General features: G+C 65.2%; 20 protein-coding genes and 3 tRNA genes. 11 read left to right on the top strand and 12 right to left on the bottom strand.

What is annotated here, in order from left to right:
* Positions 1-23 precede the first annotated feature (23 nt).
* Positions 24-650, bottom strand: a complete 627-nt coding sequence (locus NO878_RS02390; protein ID WP_256404361.1) for a hypothetical protein — start codon at positions 648-650, stop codon at positions 24-26.
* A 305-nt stretch (positions 651-955) separates the two neighbouring features.
* A complete protein-coding gene (locus NO878_RS02395) occupies positions 956-1,750 on the bottom strand; it encodes a helix-turn-helix transcriptional regulator (RefSeq protein ID WP_256404362.1) in 795 nt (264 codons plus the stop codon).
* A gap of 214 nt (positions 1,751-1,964) precedes the next feature.
* Here NO878_RS02395 and NO878_RS02400 point away from each other — a divergent pair, with 214 nt between their 5' ends.
* Positions 1,965-2,948 (top strand): DMT family transporter, encoded by a 984-nt coding sequence (locus tag NO878_RS02400; protein ID WP_256404363.1) that lies wholly within the window; start codon positions 1,965-1,967, stop codon positions 2,946-2,948.
* A gap of 804 nt (positions 2,949-3,752) precedes the next feature.
* Here the strand turns inward: NO878_RS02400 and NO878_RS02405 are convergent.
* The 3 genes from NO878_RS02405 to NO878_RS02415 all read right to left on the bottom strand — a co-directional run bounded on the left by NO878_RS02405 (position 3,753) and on the right by NO878_RS02415 (position 5,169).
* Positions 3,753-4,472, bottom strand: a complete 720-nt coding sequence (locus tag NO878_RS02405; protein WP_305882554.1) for an archaellin/type IV pilin N-terminal domain-containing protein — start codon at positions 4,470-4,472, stop codon at positions 3,753-3,755.
* Positions 4,473-4,598: 126 nt separating this feature from the next.
* Positions 4,599-4,672 (bottom strand) — tRNA-Thr (locus NO878_RS02410).
* 14 nt (positions 4,673-4,686) lie between these two features.
* Positions 4,687-5,169 carry a GNAT family N-acetyltransferase gene (locus NO878_RS02415; protein WP_256404364.1) on the bottom strand — a complete coding sequence of 161 codons (483 nt, stop codon included), beginning with the start codon at positions 5,167-5,169 and terminating at the stop codon, positions 4,687-4,689.
* A 282-nt stretch (positions 5,170-5,451) separates the two neighbouring features.
* On the opposite strand from NO878_RS02415, the gene NO878_RS02420 reads away from it, so the two are divergent.
* The 4 genes from NO878_RS02420 to NO878_RS02435 are packed head-to-tail and all read left to right on the top strand — an operon-like array spanning position 5,452 to position 9,299.
* Complete coding sequence (locus tag NO878_RS02420) at positions 5,452-6,396, top strand: branched-chain amino acid ABC transporter permease (RefSeq protein WP_379824183.1); 945 nt, start codon at positions 5,452-5,454, stop codon at positions 6,394-6,396.
* The gene (locus NO878_RS02425; protein ID WP_256404366.1) at positions 6,393-7,772 is read left to right on the top strand and encodes a branched-chain amino acid ABC transporter permease; all 1,380 of its coding nucleotides are present in this window, start codon (positions 6,393-6,395) and stop codon (positions 7,770-7,772) included. Before NO878_RS02420 ends, NO878_RS02425 begins: the two co-directional genes overlap by 4 nt.
* On the top strand, positions 7,765-8,589 hold the full coding sequence (locus NO878_RS02430; protein WP_256404367.1) for an ABC transporter ATP-binding protein: 825 nt from the start codon (positions 7,765-7,767) through the stop codon (positions 8,587-8,589). The genes NO878_RS02425 and NO878_RS02430 overlap by 8 nt, the downstream gene beginning before the upstream one ends.
* A complete protein-coding gene (locus NO878_RS02435) occupies positions 8,586-9,299 on the top strand; it encodes an ABC transporter ATP-binding protein (protein WP_256404368.1) in 714 nt (237 codons plus the stop codon). The genes NO878_RS02430 and NO878_RS02435 overlap by 4 nt, the downstream gene beginning before the upstream one ends.
* Here the strand turns inward: NO878_RS02435 and NO878_RS02440 are convergent.
* The 6 genes from NO878_RS02440 to NO878_RS02465 form a co-directional block, all read right to left on the bottom strand.
* Positions 9,296-10,636 (bottom strand): ABC transporter substrate-binding protein, encoded by a 1,341-nt coding sequence (locus NO878_RS02440; protein WP_256404369.1) that lies wholly within the window; start codon positions 10,634-10,636, stop codon positions 9,296-9,298. The two genes, NO878_RS02435 and NO878_RS02440, sit on opposite strands and share 4 nt — an antisense overlap.
* A gap of 73 nt (positions 10,637-10,709) precedes the next feature.
* The gene (locus tag NO878_RS02445) at positions 10,710-11,024 is read right to left on the bottom strand and encodes a DUF5785 family protein (protein ID WP_256404370.1); all 315 of its coding nucleotides are present in this window, start codon (positions 11,022-11,024) and stop codon (positions 10,710-10,712) included.
* Between the two features lie 503 nt (positions 11,025-11,527).
* Positions 11,528-11,611 (bottom strand) — tRNA-Ser (locus NO878_RS02450).
* A gap of 61 nt (positions 11,612-11,672) precedes the next feature.
* Positions 11,673-12,428, bottom strand: a complete 756-nt coding sequence (locus tag NO878_RS02455; protein WP_256404371.1) for a DUF2064 domain-containing protein — start codon at positions 12,426-12,428, stop codon at positions 11,673-11,675.
* 62 nt (positions 12,429-12,490) lie between these two features.
* On the bottom strand, positions 12,491-13,132 hold the full coding sequence (locus NO878_RS02460) for a uracil-DNA glycosylase (RefSeq protein ID WP_379823807.1): 642 nt from the start codon (positions 13,130-13,132) through the stop codon (positions 12,491-12,493).
* A gap of 93 nt (positions 13,133-13,225) precedes the next feature.
* Positions 13,226-14,254, bottom strand: coding sequence for an Mrp/NBP35 family ATP-binding protein (locus tag NO878_RS02465; RefSeq protein ID WP_256404372.1), 1,029 nt, complete (start codon positions 14,252-14,254; stop codon positions 13,226-13,228).
* A gap of 160 nt (positions 14,255-14,414) precedes the next feature.
* Here NO878_RS02465 and moaA point away from each other — a divergent pair, with 160 nt between their 5' ends.
* Complete coding sequence (gene moaA / locus NO878_RS02470) at positions 14,415-15,422, top strand: GTP 3',8-cyclase MoaA (RefSeq protein WP_256404373.1); 1,008 nt, start codon at positions 14,415-14,417, stop codon at positions 15,420-15,422.
* 137 nt (positions 15,423-15,559) lie between these two features.
* On the opposite strand, the gene NO878_RS02475 is transcribed toward moaA, so the two are convergent.
* The gene (locus tag NO878_RS02475; RefSeq protein ID WP_256404374.1) at positions 15,560-16,234 is read right to left on the bottom strand and encodes a nitroreductase family protein; all 675 of its coding nucleotides are present in this window, start codon (positions 16,232-16,234) and stop codon (positions 15,560-15,562) included.
* 279 nt (positions 16,235-16,513) lie between these two features.
* Here NO878_RS02475 and NO878_RS02480 point away from each other — a divergent pair.
* From NO878_RS02480 to NO878_RS02500, 5 genes are all read left to right on the top strand, one after another.
* Positions 16,514-16,598, top strand: a tRNA-Ser gene (locus NO878_RS02480).
* 17 nt (positions 16,599-16,615) lie between these two features.
* Entirely contained in the window at positions 16,616-17,140 is a 525-nt protein-coding gene (locus NO878_RS02485; protein WP_256404375.1) for a 30S ribosomal protein S13, read from the top strand.
* Positions 17,137-17,664: a 30S ribosomal protein S4 gene (locus tag NO878_RS02490; protein WP_256404376.1), complete on the top strand. Its 528-nt coding sequence runs from the start codon at positions 17,137-17,139 to the stop codon at positions 17,662-17,664. The genes NO878_RS02485 and NO878_RS02490 overlap by 4 nt, the downstream gene beginning before the upstream one ends.
* Entirely contained in the window at positions 17,661-18,053 is a 393-nt protein-coding gene (locus tag NO878_RS02495) for a 30S ribosomal protein S11 (RefSeq protein WP_256404377.1), read from the top strand. Before NO878_RS02490 ends, NO878_RS02495 begins: the two co-directional genes overlap by 4 nt.
* Positions 18,054-18,057: 4 nt before the next feature.
* On the top strand, positions 18,058-18,807 hold the full coding sequence (locus tag NO878_RS02500; protein ID WP_256404378.1) for a DNA-directed RNA polymerase subunit D: 750 nt from the start codon (positions 18,058-18,060) through the stop codon (positions 18,805-18,807).
* The last annotated feature ends 12 nt before the right edge of the window (positions 18,808-18,819 follow it).

Raw genomic sequence — 18,819 nt, forward strand, 5'->3', positions numbered from 1 at the left:
TACATAATTGTTCGTGTTTCCCGTCAGCTTCGACCCAGGTCGAGCGTCGATCCGTCCGCGACCAAGACGCCACGCTCGATTGCCGTCTCCAGAATACGGTCACACTGTGGCTTCGATACGTCGTACGCGCCCGTCACGATGTCGACGAGTGTGGTCCGTTCCATCGGGAACTCGCGGTTCTGGAGGAGGCGCAACACCGTGTAATACTCTTCGGGGACGTCGTCGTCCACCGCCCCACCCTCGTCGTCGCTCGTCGTCGACCGCTCACCAGTCCGTTCGTCTGTCGCTTCCGAGTTCGACGACGGTTCCGGTGGCGTCCGGTCGCTCGGCGAAGCGTCCGCCTCGTCCACCGCCTTGGGTGTCGCATCCCCGTCCGCCCCCGCGTCGGCCGTTCCCGTCGACGCCCCGCCGTCGGCACCCGATCCGAAGGTGACTTCCTGCAGCGATGCGGGTCCGGGGTTGGTCGTGCCCGCCGTCTCGGACGCCTCGGCTAGTGGTTCGAGCATTCGCCGGAGTTTCTCGTGACAGGCCGAACACAGTACCGCTGACCGCCCGTTTCCGCCGGCGTCGAGACGCTCTGGCACCACCTCATACTCGTGAAGCGAGTCGCCGACGCCGCCACAGAAGTAACAGGAGCGCAACTGAACCATACGTCCTCTCCCGAGGGGCGCGTGCTAAGTGTTTCCGGTCCCCCATCCGGGACGGTAACGACCGTTCGTAGGGAGAAGTCGGAAAAAATCCGTTGCCCGTGCCCCAATATGGCAGAAAGGTTAATTATCGAGCATACGTGATGGGTTGTTATGGCGCGCTACGTCTGTCCGGGGTGTGACCGGGAGATCGAAGCGGGACCGTTTCGGGTGACCTGTCCGACCTGTGGTGGACGGCTGGTCAACTACCGGCGCGCCCGATCATAGCCGGCGGCACCACGGCAGCCGTCCGGACCGCCGCCCTCGTCTCAGTGGGTGAGTTCGTCGGGATCGACCTGTTTTGCGGCCTCCCAGTACGCCTCGAAGGTCTCGCGTGCCCAGTCGCGAACCGCCACGTCGTCGGTGTCGACCGACGCCTGTAGGATACCGTTCTCGTCTCGGAGAAGCATGTGGACCACGCTGTCCGCGACGGTCACCGCCACGGGAATCTCTCCGTCCCGTACCCGCACCGTCGCCGCCGAAGTCTCCAGCAGCGACCCGAGGCGGCGCCGGAGGCCAGCGTCGTCGGCGACGGCGTCCAGCGCGCTCCGTGAGAGGACGCCCTCGAAGGTCATCTCACCGGCGTTCACCCGCTTCTCGATCACCCGGAGGCTTCCCTCGTTGAACGCGTGGGAGAATACCCGTACCTCTGTGGCTGTCCGGAGAAAGTCGAGCACTCGCTTGACCGGTGCGTTCGGCTTCGTCCCGCTTGGCACGGTGATCGTCGCGTCCGCGAACCGTCGTAGGTCGAAGCCAAGTTCGTCGGCTGGGAGATAGCGGACGATCGGTCGGAGTTCGCCCTCGATCTCCATGATCTCCAGTAGGTCGAGAAAGCCCTCCGCGACAAGCGTTCCCGTCGCGGTGGCGACGTATCCGCCTTCGATCCGCCGGATCCACGACCGTTCCTCGAAGTCCCGGAGAATCCGCCCGAGCGTCGCCTGGGACGCGCCCGTCGCCACCACGAGGTCCGTGCGCGTGTGTGGCTCCTGTGCAAGTCGGCGGAGGACCGCCACCCGGTTCGGCGAGAGCGCGAGGAACTCGATCTCCGACAGTGCCGACTCCATGATCGCAGTCCGCTCCGGCGCGACAAACCACTTTCGCCCCGTGAAATCGTTGCACGGCCCGAACGCACCGGACGGACTGCACGTCTTTCTTGCTATGAAATAATTTACGAATTAAACTAAACGGCTCCGTCGCGTACGTGTATTCGATGAGTATCCGACAGCGGATTTCGACCTTCGGACCGCGCGACGAACAGACCTTCCACGGGGTTGGGGAGTGACCGCGGCGGACCGTCGCTCCCTGCTTGCCTTCGCGGTCACGGGTCTCCTCTTCGGAGGGACGTTCGTGGCGGCCAAGGCCGGACTCGTGTACTTCCCGCCGCTCCTCTTTGTCGCGCTCCGGTTCGATGTCGCGGCGGTCGCCCTCTTGGGCTATGCCGCGCTGACGACGGAGCGAGCGAACCTCTTTCCCCGGACGTGGCGGGACGCAGTCGCCATCCTGGCGACCGGCGTGTTCGCTATCGGGATCACGAACGCACTCCTGTTCGTGGGCCAGGGGTACACCACGAGCGCCGTCGCCGCCATCGTGTTCAGCCTCAACCCGATCCTGACGCCCGTCTTCGCCTCGTTTCTCCTGGCTGACGAACGGCTCTCGCTTCGGGGTATCGCGGGGATGGCGCTGGGATTCGTCGGCGTCGCGCTGGTCGTCAACCCCGATCCTGCGACGCTGATGGCCGGCGGCGTGGGCAAGGTCATCCTCTTTGGGGGTGCGGTGAGCGGCGCCCTCGGTAGCGTCCTGATCCGGTGGGCGGGCGGCGGCCTATCGAGTACGGTCCGAACCGCCTGGGGCCTCCCCTTCGCGGCGCTTTGCTGTCACCTGTTCAGCTTGGGTGCCGGCGAGACGCCTACTGCGATCACGTGGACGCCCGAGGCCGTCGCCGCCCTCGCCTACGTCGGCCTCCTCGCCGGCGCGGTGGCCTACATCGCCTACTTCGGTCTGCTCGACGCCGCGGGGGCAATTCGGGCGAATCTCGTCTTCTACTTGGTGCCCGTCGTCGCCGCCCTCGGCGGGTGGGCGATTCTCGGGGAAGCCATCTCGACGGCCGCAGTCGTTGGCTTCCTGACGATCTTCGTCGGCTTTGCGGTGATCGGCAGTGAGTCCATCGACCTCCCGACTCTGCGGCGTGGGGTGAGCGAACGGACACCAGGCCACGCCGACGCGCCAGCCACGGACGATAGTCGGGGCATCGAGGCCGACTGACAGGCGTCCGTGTCCACGCTCTCGCCCCGGAAAGTTAAGTAAGCTGAAATGATGGGTCCATGGGGGACGGTCGACACTGTCAGTCCCAGGCGGGTGGCACCCATCGACGCGACATGCCCGCATTCCGATCAGGAACACCCACTCCGCCCAGCAAAGCCGTGTCGCTGTCTCCCACGACGATGGCGGCCCCACCGCCATCGTTTCTCTCCCGGAGTCCGTGGCCGAGAAAGCGGGACCGACCGACGACTGTGGGCATCCTCTCTCGACTCCACGCTTCGCGACGCCCGATCCGGACGCGACGTGAGTTTCCACCCGTCACCCCCGCCTCATCGCTCGACGTTGGCTCGTCGGTGACCACCCCGCTCGTCGACAGTGGCCTGACGGTCCGTGCTGTCGAGTCCCGTCCCCGGACGTTGTGAGCGTCTTCACAACTACTTGGGCGGCCCACTCGCCGGGACGCCCCACTCGACGGAGGCCAGTCCTACCACGCCGAACGACGGCACGTCTCCTCACTGCGGCCACCTCTCGTCACCACACGAGAGTCTTGTCGCCTCTGCGTGCACCCAACCACGCCAGACTCCCGATAGCGTCGGGGTCGGTTTCAACCGGCACCGCCCCTAGCCACCGTCCGACGGTCCCTTCGACCGCCGAGAGACGGGGCCGTCGCTCTGGTACGACGGATGGTGTACGACTCGTGAAAAGAAGGAGGCACGCTTCGGCATCACCGACCACTCGGGTGATGTCGCGGCCACAGTCGGCCGCTCGACGAGTCAATCGAAGCCTGGTAGCCGGTGAGCAGACCCGCTACAGGTCGACGGACTGCTCGCCGGAGAGTGACTGCGGCACTTGGACGCGGATGATACTAGTGGCGCCACTTTCGGTGTTGACGCGGATGGTGGCAGTCTCGCCCGCGGAGAGAGGGCCGTTAACGAAGGGATCGGTGTTGGCCGTCGCGTTGAGGTCGAGCGTAACGACCAGTCGATCCGTCCGACTGTTCAGGATGAGCCCGTTGCCACGGCTCTCGTTGAGCGAGTTATCGTCGTCTTGGAGCGCGCGAGTGCGGTCGTCGGGACCAGTCGCGCCGCTCCGGTTGACGGCCGTCTCGTTCGTGAACGCGAAGCGGTCGGTGCCCTCGGGACCGACGAGTTCGAACGTCGTCGCGCTCATGTTGATGTCGCTAGCCCCCGGAGCCTTCTGGACCACCAGGGAGACCTCATTGATCACTAACGATTGGTTCTCCTTCGAAAGGTTCGCCTCCGATTCTGAGAGAATCGTGGTGTCGTTGCCCGGATCGGTGGCGTTGGTGCTGTCGTAGATGGAGACGTTCCCAGTCTTCGACACCGGTTCGAGGCGGTCAGTGACCTGTGCGCTACTCTGTTGCCCGGTCTGTTCTGATTGAGTCTGCAGGAAGCCAGCCGTGTTGATGAGGACGCCAGCCGCAATCGCTGCGACTAGGACCATCGCGATGAACACGATGAGCGTCCCGATACCGACCTGCCCCCTATCCATTCGTTCTTCGAACATTATGCTGTACATTCAGTCACCGGGAATCTTACTTAAGCTTCGTGTGCCAATTATCACTGGGAAAAATCGGAGGGTTTGAGAGAGTCAACTCCCCGGGCAGCGTGGTTGCAGCGAGAACGCGCTAGGAGCCAGGGGTGGGATTTGAACCCACGAAGTCTCGATTACAAGTCGAGTGCATGAACCGCCCATGCTCCCCTGGCACGCCGACGGATTATCAGTTCCCGCGGGAGTGTTTATCGTTTTCGACCTTCCGCTCGAACTCGACGCGGTGTGGACGATACCCCCGCCGTTCGTACAGCCGGATCGCCCGCTCGTTGTCCGCCAGCGCCTCAACGCTGACGGCCTCGACGCCCCGCTCCTTGAGAGTCGTCTCCGCGGCGTCCAGCAGGGCGGTTCCAATCCCTTCACCCCGCCGTTCGGGGACGACGTAGAGGTCGTTGACCACGCCTCGGGTCAGATCCTGAGCGAGCGACCCTCGTTCGACGGTGTAGTGGACGAAGCCGACGACATCGCCGTCGTCGCGGGCCACGTCGAGTCGGCCGTCAGCCGCAGCCCGCGCCATCGCCGCTTTGATGGGTTCCCGGTTCGCCGCGGCACGGAGATGCGACCCGTAGCGCCGCTGACCGTTCGCCAACGCCACCCAGAGGTCCGCGACCGTCGCTGCGTCGCCCGGCTCCGCCGCTTCGACCGTCCACATACGTCTCGTACGGCGCCGCCGCCGAAGTCAGTTCCGTCCGCCACACTTCGCCGTCACATCAGACTGATGAAAGAAAGGTTTATGTTTGCGTCACGTTCCCACACATGACGAATGGGATTCACGGAATCGTTCACCGGACCGTGGCGGCTGACGGCCGACCGAGTGCTGGCGGCCGTCTTCGTCGCTGTCGGTCTCTTGTTTCTCGTCGATCTGTTCTGGGGGCTGCTGATCTCGGGGTCGATTTCGTTCTCGCGACTCGGCTCGCTGGCCTGGGACGGCCTGATGCGTGGCCTCGTGATCGGTCTCGCTGGGATCGGCCTCTCGATGACCTACAGCATCCTGAACTTCGCGAACTTCTCGCACGGTGATTACATCACCAGCGGCGCGTTCGCGGGGTGGGCGACGACCTACCTGCTGGCCGGTTTGGGGCGGGCCGACGTCGGGTCGCTCCTCCTGGTCGGCGCCGGAGGCTCGGTCCTCGGCGGTGCCCTCGACATCGGCGTCACGACCACGCCCGTGGCGGTGGTCGCCGGTATCGTCGTCGCCGGCGTCGCCACCGTCCTGTTGGCGCTGGGACTCGACCGCGTCGTCTACGAGCCGATCCGCTCCGAGAGCGGGATCACCCTCCTCATCACGAGCATTGGTGTCGCCTTCGCACTCCGATATCTGATTCAGTTCGTCTTCGGCTCCGACGTCCGGGGGACGACCGCCGCAGGGTCGATCCCGCAGCTTCAGTTGTACTTCGTCGACGGCGTGGTCCGGATCGACGCCCACGACGTCACGCTTCTCGCGGTCACCGTCGGGTTGATGCTTGGGGTCCACGTCCTGCTCCAGACGACGAAACTCGGCAAGGCGATGCGGGCGATGTCCGACGACGAGGATCTGGCGCGTATCACCGGCATTCCCACCGAGCGGGTCGTCCGCGCGACCTGGATCATCGGCGGCGGGTTGACCGGTATCTCGGGGTACGTGTTCGTCCTCTGGAAGGGGACACTCGGGTTCAACGACGGCTGGCTGCTCCTGCTTTTGATCTTCGCGGCGGTCATCCTCGGCGGTATCGGCTCCATCTACGGCGCCATCGCCGGTGGCCTCATTATCGGCGTCACGGCCTCGGTATCGGTGCTCTGGATTCCCTCTGCGTTCTCCCGTGCGGCCGCCTTCGTCGTCATGATCGTTATCCTGCTGGTCCGTCCGCAGGGGCTGTTCTCCGGGAGGTCGACCGCATGAGTACCGCCGACTCCGCCCGCCAACTCTGGGAGGCGGACGCGACCAAGATCCTCGTCGTCCTCGCCGCAATCTACGCCACCTACCTGCTGAGCGGCCTCGTCCTCGGATACAGCCTCCGGGGCCAGTTGAACTCCATCGCCTCGCTCACCTTCTATATTGGCGTCTTCGCCACGCTCGCACTCGCCTTGAACCTCCACTGGGGGTACACCGGACTCTTCAATATCGGCGTTGTCGGGTTCATGGCCGTCGGCATCTACGTGATGGCCTTCGTCTCGAAGCCCCTCTACGGCTCCGGAGGCGCGGCACAGGTCGGCGGACTCGGCCTGCCGATCCCTGTCGGCATCCTGGCGGGGATGGTCGCCGCTGCCCTCCTCGGATTCGTCGTTGCGCTCCCCGCGCTCCGCTTGCGCGCCGACTATCTCGCCATCGTTACCATCGCCATGTCCGAAATCGTCCGGTTTACCTTTCTCTCCTCGACGTTTCAGCAGTTCCAGGTCCCCCACACGCTGGCCGGCGACTGGACCCGCGTCGGCTTCGGCGGCGGCAGTGGACTTATCCTCGATTTCCCCGATCCACTCTTGGCGCTGATCGACGTCCTCGGTCTCTCGACCGTCTACGACGGCCTCGTCGGTCTCGTCGGTACTGTCGTCCCGAACAATCCCGATCCGATCGTCCACAGCCTCGTCTACGGTCTCGTCCTCCTCGGGGTCGTCGCCGGCTACTTCTGGCTACTGAAGCGGACCGGCGAGTCGCCGTTCGGCCGCGTGCTGAAGGCGATTCGCGAGGACGAGGACGTGGCCCGCGCACTCGGCAAGAACACCGGGCGATTCAAGATCACATCGTTCATGCTCGGCTGTGCGCTCATGGGGCTGGTCGGTATCCTCTGGCTGATGGGCCAGGGTGCCGTCACGCCCAACTTCTTTCGGCCGCGGCTCACCTTCTTCGTCTGGATTGCACTCATCATCGGCGGTGCCGGGTCGAACACCGGGAGCGTCGCCGGTGGCGCCATCTTCGCGGCTGTCCTCTACCAAGGGCCGCTCTACTTCCAGAACCTCGTCACGAGCGTCTTCCAGCCCGGTGACGCCCCGGGGAGCTTCGGCCCGGCGGTCGCGCCGCTTATCGCGAATTTCGATCCCGTTCCCTTCCTGCTCTACACGCTCGACTCCGTCCGCCAGCTCCAGCTCGTCGTCATGGGTGTGGTGCTGATCTGGTTGATGCACAACCGCCCCGAGGGGATGCTCGGCCACCGGAAGGAGACGGCCGCGGCCATCCCGCTCGTTGGACGGTCGGAGCAGGGCGAGCGGACGGACGCGGACGCCGTCGGCACCGATCCCACACCCGCCGGCGACGCGAGCGGAGGTGAGCGAGATGAGTGACGCCGACGCCGGCGCCGACGCGCAGGGCCGGTCACGCCCCGAGGTGACCGATACGCCGCTCCGGGTCGAGGGAATGTCCAAACACTTCGGCGGGATCACAGCCGTCGACGGTGCGACCTTCGAGGTAGAACGCGGAACCCTCACCGGACTCATCGGCCCGAACGGCGCCGGCAAGTCGACGACGTTCAACCTCATCACCGGGATGCTCACCCCCGACGCCGGAACCGTCTCCTTCGAGGGCGAGGATATCACCGGACTCGAACCGTACGAAATCGCCGACCGCGGCCTCGTGCGGACGTTCCAGATCGCCCGCGAACTCCAAGAGATGACCGTCCTAGAGAACATGATGCTCGCCCCGAAGGGCCAGCGCGGTGAACGGCTCTGGCGGTCGGTCCTTCCGGTCGCTCGCCGGGACGTCGTCGACCAGGAGACCGAACTACTGGACCGGGTGTGGGAGATTCTAGAGTTCTTCGAAATCGAACACCTCGCCGAGGAGTACGCGGGCAACCTCTCCGGCGGCCAGCGCAAACTGCTGGAGATGGCGCGGGCGCTGTTGACCGATCCGGACGTCCTGCTTCTCGACGAACCGTTCGCGGGCGTCAACCCGACGCTCGAACGCCGACTCCTCGATCACATCCACGAACTGCGGGATCGAGGCTACACGTTCCTACTCGTCGAACACGACATGGACCTCATCATGGAGAACTGCCGTCACGTGGTCGTGATGCACCAGGGTCGAATCTTGACGGAGGGGACCCCTGAGAAGGTCAAGGCGGACGAGGAGGTCATCGAGGCGTATCTGGGAGGCGACGTATGAGCGCCGACGACTTACTGATCGTCGAGTCCCTCGATGCGGGCTACGGCGACCTGCAGATCCTCGACGGCGTCGACCTCGCCGTCGGTGACGAGGAGTACACCACTATCGTCGGGCCGAACGGTGCCGGCAAGTCGACGGTGATGAAGTCCGTTTTCGGCCTCACAACGCACATGGGCGGTTCGGTTCGATTCGACGGGGGGGACATCACCGGCCTCGACCCGGAGGAGATCATCTACGAAGGGATCGGATACGTGCCACAGTCCGACAACGTCTTCGCGTCCCTTTCGGTCCGGGAAAATCTGGAGATGGGAGGGTATATCCTCGATTCGGTGCCCGAAGAGCGGTTCGACGCGGTGTTCGAGCGGTTCCCCATCCTGGCGGAGCGGTCGGCCCAGACCGCGGGGACGCTCAGCGGCGGGCAACGACAGATGCTCGCGATGGGGCGGGCGCTGATGCTCGATCCGGAACTCCTCTTGCTCGACGAGCCGAGCGCGGGGCTGGCGCCAGATCTGGTCGACGAGATGTTCGACCGCATCGACGAGATCAACGACGCGGGGACTGCGATCCTGATGGTCGAACAGAACGCGAAGGAGGCGCTTCGCCGCTGTGACCGGGGATACGTCCTCGCCAACGGAACCAACCGCTTCGAGGGTGACGGCCGGACGCTCCTCGACGACGAGGAGGTGCGCCGGGAGTTCCTCGGCGGTTAGGCAGACAGCGCCGTTTCGATCACCGAGGAGTACGACGACTCGCCGATGTTGAACGCGACTTGGTCCGTGACCGTCCCGCCGAAGGTATCCTCGAACTCCCCGGTGAAGCGCTCGGAGAGCTGCTGCCCGTAGTCGTTGTTGACATAGAGCGTCGCGGCCGTCGTGTTGCCGAGCCGTTCGGAGGCGACCTGTGCCATCACGCGTCCCTGCAACTGGTCGGACGGAGCCGTCCGGAAGATGAAGTCGTCGTCCTCGAGGTTGGTGACCGAAAGCGCCGTGCTGGAAGGCGAGCAGCCGACGATCTGGTTGGGGATGAACACCTCCTGAGAGACGGGGACGTTCACGCCCGAGGACGCCGATCCACAGACGCTTGGCATGCCGGAGTTGACGAGTGACTCGGCCGCCGTGACGCCGGTCGACGGCGAGGTCTGTGTGTCCTCGACTTGGGCGTTGACCTCGAGGTCGAGGTCGGATTCGTTGACCTGTTGGGCCGGCAACTGTGCCGCCTGAATCATGGGCCCACCCACGGAGGCGAGATCACCTGTCTCCGGCAGGAGGATACCGACGTCGATGGTTCGGCCCATCCCACCGGGGGCGCTGTCGGCGCTCTGGCCACCGCCCTCGGGGTTTTCGCCCTCGAAGCTCTGCACCTCGATCTGACTGGTGCTTTGGGAGTCGGCACCCTCGAACTCCCAGATTGAGTAGGCCGCCGAGGCGGGGTCGCCCGCCTCGTTGAAGTTGGTCGCACTGGAGGCGCCCTGGTAGTTGATGTCGTCGCCGTTTGCCGCCGCCTCGACGGCTTCGAGGAAGTTCTGGGGGCCGTACTCGTCGCCGCTGGGGTTGGCGATCCGACGCATCTGATCGCGAACGGCCATCCCGTCGTTTTCGCCCGCTGCCGCGTTAGCGAGGATTTGGATGGCGACCGAGTCGTAGGACTGCGAGGTGAACACCCCGGGTGACTCGCCGTACTGCTCTTCGAAGAAGCTCGCGAACGCCTCTTGATTCGGGCCACCGGCGGCGGGGGCCGTCCCGACGACGTTCGCCATGTCGTTGCCAACTTGGCCGGGCATGGCGCCGTCGCGAAGGCCGTCCGGTACCAGAATATCGTGGTCCCCGCTGGACATCGAGTAGTAGTCCCGGAACAGTTGGATACCGCTCTCGGGATAGCCGATGACGATGAGCATCTCGGGGCCACCGTCGCCGCTATCTTCGCCGTCGCCGCCGCCATCTCCGCCGTCGCCGCCGTCTCCACCGCCGCCGATACATCCCGCGAGTCCGAGGGTACCGGCCGTTCCGGCCCCGACGAGGAACTCACGTCGTCCGATATCACGTACCATACCCACAGTAACGCTCGGATAATTTATAAAAGCTTCCGAGAACTGAGGGTCGCCGGTTGGCGTTTCGGCCCGCTCAGGCGTCGCCGACGAACTCCTCGGCGCCTTCGTAGAACCAGTACCCACTCTCGCGCATCGTCTCACCGAGAGCACGATGGAGCGTCGTGAAGTCCGCGAACTCCTCCTCGTCGACCCCCTCGAAGACGTCGCGCACGGAAACGACCGTCTCGGAGTCGATCCGAACGGGGTCGTCGCCGTACTCCGCGACGAACGCCGCGACGTCGAGCGGGAAGTCCTCCTCCTCGTCTACTTTCTTCGCGATGACGGCGTGACCGTACTTGCGTCGGCCCTCGCTTCCCTCCTCGCCGTCGGGGTCGTGTGGCCAGTCCATAACCGACTCTTGGACGGGTGGCCCAAAGCCGTTACGTTCGGTCCGCGGTGGGTCACCGCAGGCGGGTCACCACGGCGTGAATCGGTGCACCTCTCGGGCGTGTTCGAGAAGGGCCTCCGTCGAGTCGAACGTCTCACCACACCCGCACCGATGCAACGACGCCGAGGTCGACCCTTGTGTCGACATAGACACTCGTACGCCCGCCAAGTATATAATTATTGTTCATGTTGTTTGGTGACGCGTATCGAGGTAGCTGGTCACACGGCCGGGGTAGTTTGTGACTCCGGCGAGCGGTTCGTCTACAGTGCTACGCTTCCCCGCCACTGGTCAGCGCTGACTAGTCACTAGCGTCGATACGGCTGTGGAGCGACGCAGTCGCGTCGCTCGAACGCATCCAGCGGCCGCGTTTCGCTCACTAGCGTTCGCAAAGAGTCGGTAGGAGTCCCGCGAGCGAAGCGAGAGGGACGGTATCGAATCGACGAGACGAGCGAAGCGAGTGGATTCGGTGGGACTGGGATTCGAACCCAGGAAGCCGTGAGGCTACCTGCTTTCAAGGCAGGCGCAATAGGCCGCTCTGCCATCCCACCGCGGACGGACGTTCGGCGTCGTCCCGCTAAGACCTGTCGGTCCCGGTCGCCGCGTCGGCCATCAGTCCCGGACCAGTTGCGGTTCGCCGTCGTCGTGGACGACTCGCAGTCCCGTGCGGTCGACGAAGGCGGCGGTGTTCGCGGGGGCGATCCGTTCGGCCGCGACCCGTGCGTTCAGTGCTGGCACCACGTCGAGGAGGTCTGCCCCTGTTTCGACAACGGGGTGGATCGGCAGGAAGTCGACGGCGTGACCGGCCGCCCGGCTACGGTCGGTGAGCGTCTCCAGGGCGGGCGCCGCGAACGCGTCGGCGAAGTCGACCGGTTCGGTGAAGCCGGCGTAGTAGGTCCGGCCACGGGTCGACACACCGAGGACAGCCTCGGAGCGTCGGAGCTTCATCGCCGCGTTGTCGATGAGCGACCGGGTGAGAAACGGGGTCGTCGGCTCGACGACCGCCGCCGAGACGACCCCCTCCTCGCGGAGCAGATGCGTAATCGTGTTGCCCGCGCGGGCGTCGAAGGTCGATCCCACCTGTGGTTCGAACCGCACGTCGCTGGGGTCGTCAAGCGCCGCGGCCGCGAGCGCCCGCACCTCCGCCGCGGCCGCCGTGTCGGTGACGTACTCCGCCGGCAGGAGGTCGTCGGGTCGATAGTTGACGAGCAGGTCGGCCCCCGACTCAGAGACCGCGACGAGGACATCCCGGAGCATCGCGGCGTAACACTCCGTGGCTTCCGCCTCGGTCAGCGGACTCGTCGCCGCGAGGTCGGTAGCGACCAGTCCCTCGCGCGGGGGGGCCGCCATGACGGCGATGGTGGTCATGTCACCCGCTCGTGGCGGCGTGGCCTTGAACGCGCCGGTCCAAACCGCTCACGACGCTCGTCTCAGTCGTGGGCGCCGCTCCGGCCTTTCGTCTGCCGGTAGTCGCGCCCAAGTACCGACTCGGCGACGTGTTCGACGAAGGCCGCGGTCTGGGCGTCGGTCTGGTCGTCGAGCGCCCGCATGGGCACGAGTTCGAACCCGCGGCCGCGGATCGTCGTCGCGTGACACGCCTCGACGTCCAGCGAGTCGGCGTCCCGCGTCGTGTGTTCGACCGCCACCTCCCGGAGTGCGAGTTCGCCGACCGGAATGATAATCTCCGGGTTGATCATGCGGAGGTCCGCGGTCAGGTAGGGGTCGCAGGTGCCGACCTCCTCGCTTGTCGGGCCGCGGTCGGGGTGGCGGCAACGTGTGAGGTACGTGAGATACGCGCCGTCGAGTTCGGGTTCGGCGGCGTCGGGTGGCGAGTGCGAGAAGCCGAGTTCGCCGAGGATTCGCTGGAGTCGGCGGCCGGCCTCGTCACCGGTGAACGGGACGCCGGTGCGGTCCGCGCCCGGACCCGGACGCCCGCCGACGAACATGAAATCCGCCGCGACGTCGCCGTACCCGTGGACGACGTTCGTCCGCACGTCACAGAGGCCTGAACAGTTCCGACAGTCGGTATCCATGCCGAACGGGTTGTCGGGGTGTTCCTGTGCTGGGTCCACACACCAGCCTCGCGCCCCGGGCACAAAAGCGGTCGGACGTGACCGGACGGGCACGAACGGTACGGAGCCGGTGATTCGTTCCGTCGCCGGTCGTCAGGAGTTCGAGACGCGGCGGCGGTTGACGACGCCCACGTGGTTGGCGACGTCCTCGGTGATGACGCGGAAGGCGTCGGCAGTCGGGTTGTCTGATTTCAACACCATCGGCTCGCCGCCGGTTCTGATCTCGGGGTCGAGCGGAACGCCGCCGAGGTAAGGGAGGTTGTTCGCCTCGGCAAGCCCACGGCCGCCGCCGGAGCCGAACACGTCGTGTTCGCCGCCACAGTCGGGGCAGACAAAGGAGCTCATATTCTCGATCAGGCCGAGCACGTTCGTGTCGTGGCGGCCGAACATCCGGATGCCCTTGCGGGCGTCGTCGACGGCCACTTCCTCGGGTGTCGTGACGATGACCGACCCCGTGAGCGGGAGGGTCTGGAGGATAGTAAGCTGTGTATCACCCGTCCCCGGCGGCAGGTCGAGGACGAGGTAGTCGAGTTCCCCCCACTCGACGTCTTCGACGAGTTGGGTGAGCACTTGGTGGACCATTGGGCCGCGCCAGATCACCGGGTCGTCCTCGCCGACCATGAAGGCCATGCTGATGAGTTTCACGCCGTAGCGCTCCGGTGGAATGATGGTGTCGTCGTCGGTCGCGGTCGGCGGGTCCTCGGAGTCGAGCATTCGCGGCACGTTCGGCCCGTACACGTCCGTATCGAACAGGCCGACTCGGGCGCCGAGTTTCGAGAGGCCCGCCGCGAGGTTCACCGCGACGGTCGACTTGCCCACACCGCCCTTGCCTGAGGCGACCGCGACGACGTTTTTGACGCCTGGCAACACCTCGTCATCCCGGAGTTCGGCCGGCCGTTTCGCCGTGAGTTCGACGTCCAGTCCGGCGTCGGCGAGCACCTCCCGGACGTCGGCAGCGATGGCGCTTTCCGCCGGGGCGTAGGGGGCCCCGAGCGCCAGCGACACCTTGGCGGTGTCGTCCTCGATGGCCACCCCGTTGACCAGCCCCAGCGACACGATGTCGTCGCCGAGATCCGGATCGTCGACCCGGCCGAGCAACTCCCGTACGTCGGCTTCGTCCATGGCGTAGCCTCGGCGTGAACACCGGATAAGCGTTTTGTCGCGGGTCGCTGGCTGAAACCGTGCAGGCGAACCTGGGAGGCCGAGATGTAATCGTTAGTAGTTACACCACCCCCGGCAGAACGTCTCCATTTAAGCCGCTCCGGACGAACGCTCAGGTAGAATGCTGGAGGACGACTTCGGGCGCGAGGTGTCGGGCGTGCGCGTCTCGCTCACCGACCGCTGCAACTTCGACTGTGTCTACTGCCACAACGAGGGACTCGGTGACACCCGGGGACCGATGGACCCACAGGACGACGAGATGTCGACCGACGACGTCGTTCGGTTTCTGGAGGTCGCCGCGGAGTTCGACGTCGACAGCGTGAAGTTCACCGGCGGGGAGCCGATGCTCCGGGGAGACTTAGAGGAGATCATCCGACGGACCCCCGACTCGATGGAGGTGTCGATGACCACCAACGGCACCTATCTACCCGGGCGCGCGCCGGACCTGGTCGACGCCGGTCTCGAACGGGTCAACGTCTCACAGGACGCTCTCGATCCCGACGCCTTCGCCGAAATCACGAAATCCGGCGCCTACGACAAGGTGATGGAGGGTGTCGAGGCGGCACTCGATGCGGGGCTCGATCCCGTCAAACTGAACATGGTCGTCTTCGAGCACACCGCAGGCTACGTCGAGGACATGGTCGATCACGTCGCCGAGAACGACGGCCTCCAGCTCCAGTTGATCGAGTACATGCCCGAACTCACCGGCAAGCCCGAGTGGAACATCGACATCGGGCGCGTCCACGACTGGCTGGCCGACATCGCCGACGAAATCGAACACCGCGAGATGCACGACCGGAAGCGCTACTGGGTGAGTGGGACCGACCCCGACGGGCCGACCGCCCCACCAGCCGAGCGGGGGATGGTCGAAATCGTCGATCCCGTCGAGAATCCGACGTTCTGTGCCAACTGTCACCGGGTCCGTGTCACCCACGAGGGCTACCTGAAGGGCTGTCTCAACCGCAACGACGACCTCCGGTCGATGGGTGAGATGACGAAAGCCGAGATCAGGGAGACCTTCCGCGAGACGGTGGCGAACCGCGTGCCCTACTACGGCGAGTACATGATCAAAAACGACGAGGGCGAGTGGGAGATCAACGAGGAGTACCTCGGCGCGCCGACGGCGTAGGTCCGTTTTCTCCGCGATAGCGAGCGCCGTGAACAGTCCACGAAATCGCCCTCCTGTGTCTTATTTATCCCACCAATCGAGCCGTGAAACAGTGAGGTCTACCGCCAGATGGCGATTCAACACAGCCCAGCGGATCTTTATTCGGTGATATCGGGTGTTTCGACTCGCGTCGTCTCACTCGGCTCGAAGGTTTCGTAGTGGACGATTTCCTCAACCGGTCGCCGGCCCTTTCGCTCGTTTTCGATGTCAGCAGCGTCAGCAGCCGGATACCCGAGTGTCACCAGCATGACCGGTTCGTATCCCTCGGGGATATCGAACGTCTCGACGAGTGCGCCACTGTCGAACCCTTCCATCGGACAGCTCGCAACCCCCTGTTCCCACGCCGCGTACATCAGCGTCATCGCTCCCAGAGCAGTCGACCGCGTCGTCCAGACGCGGCGCTCAGCCTCCGACATGCTCGCCATCGCTTCGACGTTCTCGAGCAGGGCAGACCGCACGTTTTCGTCCGGAATGTACTCCTTAGCGAGCCAGTCGTCGAAAACTACCTCGGCGTGAGCCATCGGGTCGGTGTTCCCGAGCACGACGACAGCTGTGTCAGCCGCCGTGACGTGGTCCTGTCCGTTTGCGACCTCTTTGAGAGCTGTTTGTGTCTCCTCGTCGCGGAGAGCGAGAAACTCCCACGGCTGGAGGTTGTACCCCGATGGCGTGAGCGTCACACGCTCGAAAATCGAGTCTAATGTGGACTGGGAAATTTCCTCGTCGCTGTACTGATGCACTGATCGTCGTGTCGCGGCCGTCTCTGTGAACTGCACATCGGAACCACGGGAAGCTCGTATTAGATTGTTGGGGGGACGACTGTTACTCCTGTCCCGGTGACCGATCCACAACAGCGCAGGGACCGTCCAGTACAGAGCACGGGGTTTCCCGATGGGTTCGCGATTCGGTGGACGGCATTTCGTCGGTATGAGCCTGCGCCCCACGCCCCCTTCCTTTCGTGATGTTTAAGTACCGTCCCCGGGTTGATCTGAGTGCATACGCTGCAGGGGCGTCCGGCCCCGAGTCCGAGAGGGCGACAATACACGAACGCAGGTGTTGCGGTAGCCAAGCCTGGCCCAAGGCGCAGGGTTGCTAACTCTGTGGCGTCAAGCCTCCGGGGTTCGAATCCCCGCCGCAACGCTCGCACCCAGATATCCATGAGTGCAGAAGAACCACAGGACGGCTCCCCCGAGGACGACGAAGACCTTCGGTACTTCGTCCGAATCGGACAGACCGACCTCGACGGGACGAAAGCCGTCGAGCGGAGCCTCACCGACATGAACGGCATCGGCAAGCGCACGGCGCGCATCGTCGCCGACGCGGCCGACGTGGATCGAACCGCCACGTTCGGACGCCTCGACGACGACGAAATCGACAGCGTGATCGAGGTCGTGGAGAACTTCTCGGACGAAGTCCCCGAGTGGATGGTGAACCGCCGGAACGACTTCTACACCGGCGAGAGCAGCCATCGAGTCGGCTCCAACCTCAGTCAGACGCGCACGCAGGACATCAACCGGATGAAGATGATCGACTCCTACCGTGGCGTCCGACACAAGCGCGGACAGAAGGTGCGCGGCCAGCGGACGAAATCCACCGGCCGCACCGAAGGCACCATCGGCGTCAACGTCGAGGCCATCAAGGAAGACATGGCCGAGGACGCCGCGGAGGAAGACGAAGCATGACCACCGGCAAGAACACCAAGTTCTACGAAACGCCGAACCACCCGTATCAGGGCGAGCGCATCGCCGAGGAGGCCGACCTCCTCGGGCGCTACGGCCTGAAGAACAAACAGGAGTTCTGGCGCGCCCAGTCGGAACTGCGCGAGATGCGCCGCGAGGCGCGACGACTGCTCGGCGACGCCCAGGGCGACGTCGAGGCGGCCGCGGAGGCCGGCAGCGAGTTCGTCGCCCGACTCCAGCGACTCGGTATCCTCGACGAGCAGGACGACATCAGTGACGTCCTCTCGCTCGAAGTGACCGACCTGCTCGAACGACGGCTCCAGACGGTCGTCTACCGACAGGGGCTGGCCAACACGCCCCAGCAGGCTCGCCAGTTCGTCAGCCACGGACACGTCACCGTCGAGGGCGCACGCGTGCGGACGCCCTCGAAGAAGGTGGAAGTCGACGAACAGCCGACCGTCGCCTTCGACGAGAACAGTCCGCTGGCCGACGACCTGCACCCCGAACGCGCGGAGGCGCAAGAATGAGCGCCGAGGAAGCACAGGACAAGTGGGGCATCGCCCACGTCCACGCGTCGTTCAACAACACGCTCATCACGATCACCGACCAGACCGGCGCGGAGACGCTCGCCAAGTCCAGCGGCGGAACGGTCGTGAAACAGAACCGCGACGAGGCGTCGCCGTACGCCGCGATGCAGATGGCCGAAGTGGTCGCCGAGGAGGCCCTCGCGGCCGGCCTCGAGGGCGTCCACGTTCGCGTCCGCGGCCCCGGCGGCAACGGCAACAAGTCCCCCGGGCCGGGCGCGCAGGCGACGATCCGTGCGCTCGCCCGTGCCGGCCTGGAGATCGGTCGCATCGAGGACGTAACGCCGATGCCCCACGACGGGACGCGCGCGCCCAAAAACAGCCGCCTCTAACATCATGGTAGCCGACTTCGAGGTCGAGTTCATCGAACGCGACGACCGGAACGCACGCTTTCTCGTTCGGGGAGCGTCGCCGGCCTTCGCCAACGGCATCCGCCGGGCGATGATCGCCGACGTACCGACGTTCTCCATCGACACCGTCCGGTTCGTCGAGAACTCCTCTGTGATGTTCGACGAGATGATCGGCCTCCGCCTGGGGCTAGTGCCGCTGACAACCCCCCTCGACGACTTCGAGGTGGGCGAGACGGTGACGCTGGCGCTGGACGTCGAGGGTCCGGGGACGGCCTACTCGGGCGACATCGAAACGTCGGACGACCTGGTCGAACCCGCCGACGACAACATCCCGATCATCGAACTCAAAGAGCAACAGCGGATCGAACTCGAGGCGGACGCCGTCCTCGATACGGGCCGCGAACACGCCAAACACCAGGGTGGGGTGGCCGTCGGCTACCGCCACCTCCAGCGCGTCGAAGTCGTCGGCGACGCCGGCGAGTTCGACGAGGGGGAGCCGAACATCCTCCGCGGGGTCATCGAGACCGAGGACGGCGAACTCGTCGCGACCGATGAGTTCGATCACGACCTCGCCGAGCGATACCCCGGCAAGGAACTGGCGGTACACGACGTGCCCGGCGCCTTCGTCTTCCACGTGGAGACGGACGGGTCGTTCAGCGTCGAGGAACTGGTCACGCGCGCCGCCGAGTCAATCGGCGCCCGCGCGGCGGAACTAGAGACGAAAGTCGCAGTCTGAGACCCCACAATG

The organism is Haloplanus ruber, from assembly GCF_024494725.1.
Lineage (GTDB): Archaea > Halobacteriota > Halobacteria > Halobacteriales > Haloferacaceae > Haloplanus > Haloplanus ruber.

Coding starts and splice junctions, on each gene's coding strand:
- NO878_RS02390 (WP_256404361.1), bottom strand. CDS start 650: ATGGTTCAGTTGCGCTCCTGTTACTTCTGTGGCGGCGTCGGCGACTCG.
- NO878_RS02395 (WP_256404362.1), bottom strand. CDS start 1,750: ATGGAGTCGGCACTGTCGGAGATCGAGTTCCTCGCGCTCTCGCCGAAC.
- NO878_RS02405 (WP_305882554.1), bottom strand. CDS start 4,472: ATGTTCGAAGAACGAATGGATAGGGGGCAGGTCGGTATCGGGACGCTC.
- NO878_RS02415 (WP_256404364.1), bottom strand. CDS start 5,169: ATGTGGACGGTCGAAGCGGCGGAGCCGGGCGACGCAGCGACGGTCGCG.
- NO878_RS02420 (WP_379824183.1), top strand. CDS start 5,452: ATGCGTGGCCTCGTGATCGGTCTCGCTGGGATCGGCCTCTCGATGACC.
- NO878_RS02425 (WP_256404366.1), top strand. CDS start 6,393: ATGAGTACCGCCGACTCCGCCCGCCAACTCTGGGAGGCGGACGCGACC.
- NO878_RS02430 (WP_256404367.1), top strand. CDS start 7,765: ATGAGTGACGCCGACGCCGGCGCCGACGCGCAGGGCCGGTCACGCCCC.
- NO878_RS02435 (WP_256404368.1), top strand. CDS start 8,586: ATGAGCGCCGACGACTTACTGATCGTCGAGTCCCTCGATGCGGGCTAC.
- NO878_RS02440 (WP_256404369.1), bottom strand. CDS start 10,636: ATGGTACGTGATATCGGACGACGTGAGTTCCTCGTCGGGGCCGGAACG.
- NO878_RS02445 (WP_256404370.1), bottom strand. CDS start 11,024: ATGGACTGGCCACACGACCCCGACGGCGAGGAGGGAAGCGAGGGCCGA.
- NO878_RS02455 (WP_256404371.1), bottom strand. CDS start 12,428: ATGACCACCATCGCCGTCATGGCGGCCCCCCCGCGCGAGGGACTGGTC.
- NO878_RS02465 (WP_256404372.1), bottom strand. CDS start 14,254: ATGGACGAAGCCGACGTACGGGAGTTGCTCGGCCGGGTCGACGATCCG.
- moaA (WP_256404373.1), top strand. CDS start 14,415: ATGCTGGAGGACGACTTCGGGCGCGAGGTGTCGGGCGTGCGCGTCTCG.
- NO878_RS02485 (WP_256404375.1), top strand. CDS start 16,616: ATGAGTGCAGAAGAACCACAGGACGGCTCCCCCGAGGACGACGAAGAC.
- NO878_RS02490 (WP_256404376.1), top strand. CDS start 17,137: ATGACCACCGGCAAGAACACCAAGTTCTACGAAACGCCGAACCACCCG.
- NO878_RS02495 (WP_256404377.1), top strand. CDS start 17,661: ATGAGCGCCGAGGAAGCACAGGACAAGTGGGGCATCGCCCACGTCCAC.
- NO878_RS02500 (WP_256404378.1), top strand. CDS start 18,058: ATGGTAGCCGACTTCGAGGTCGAGTTCATCGAACGCGACGACCGGAAC.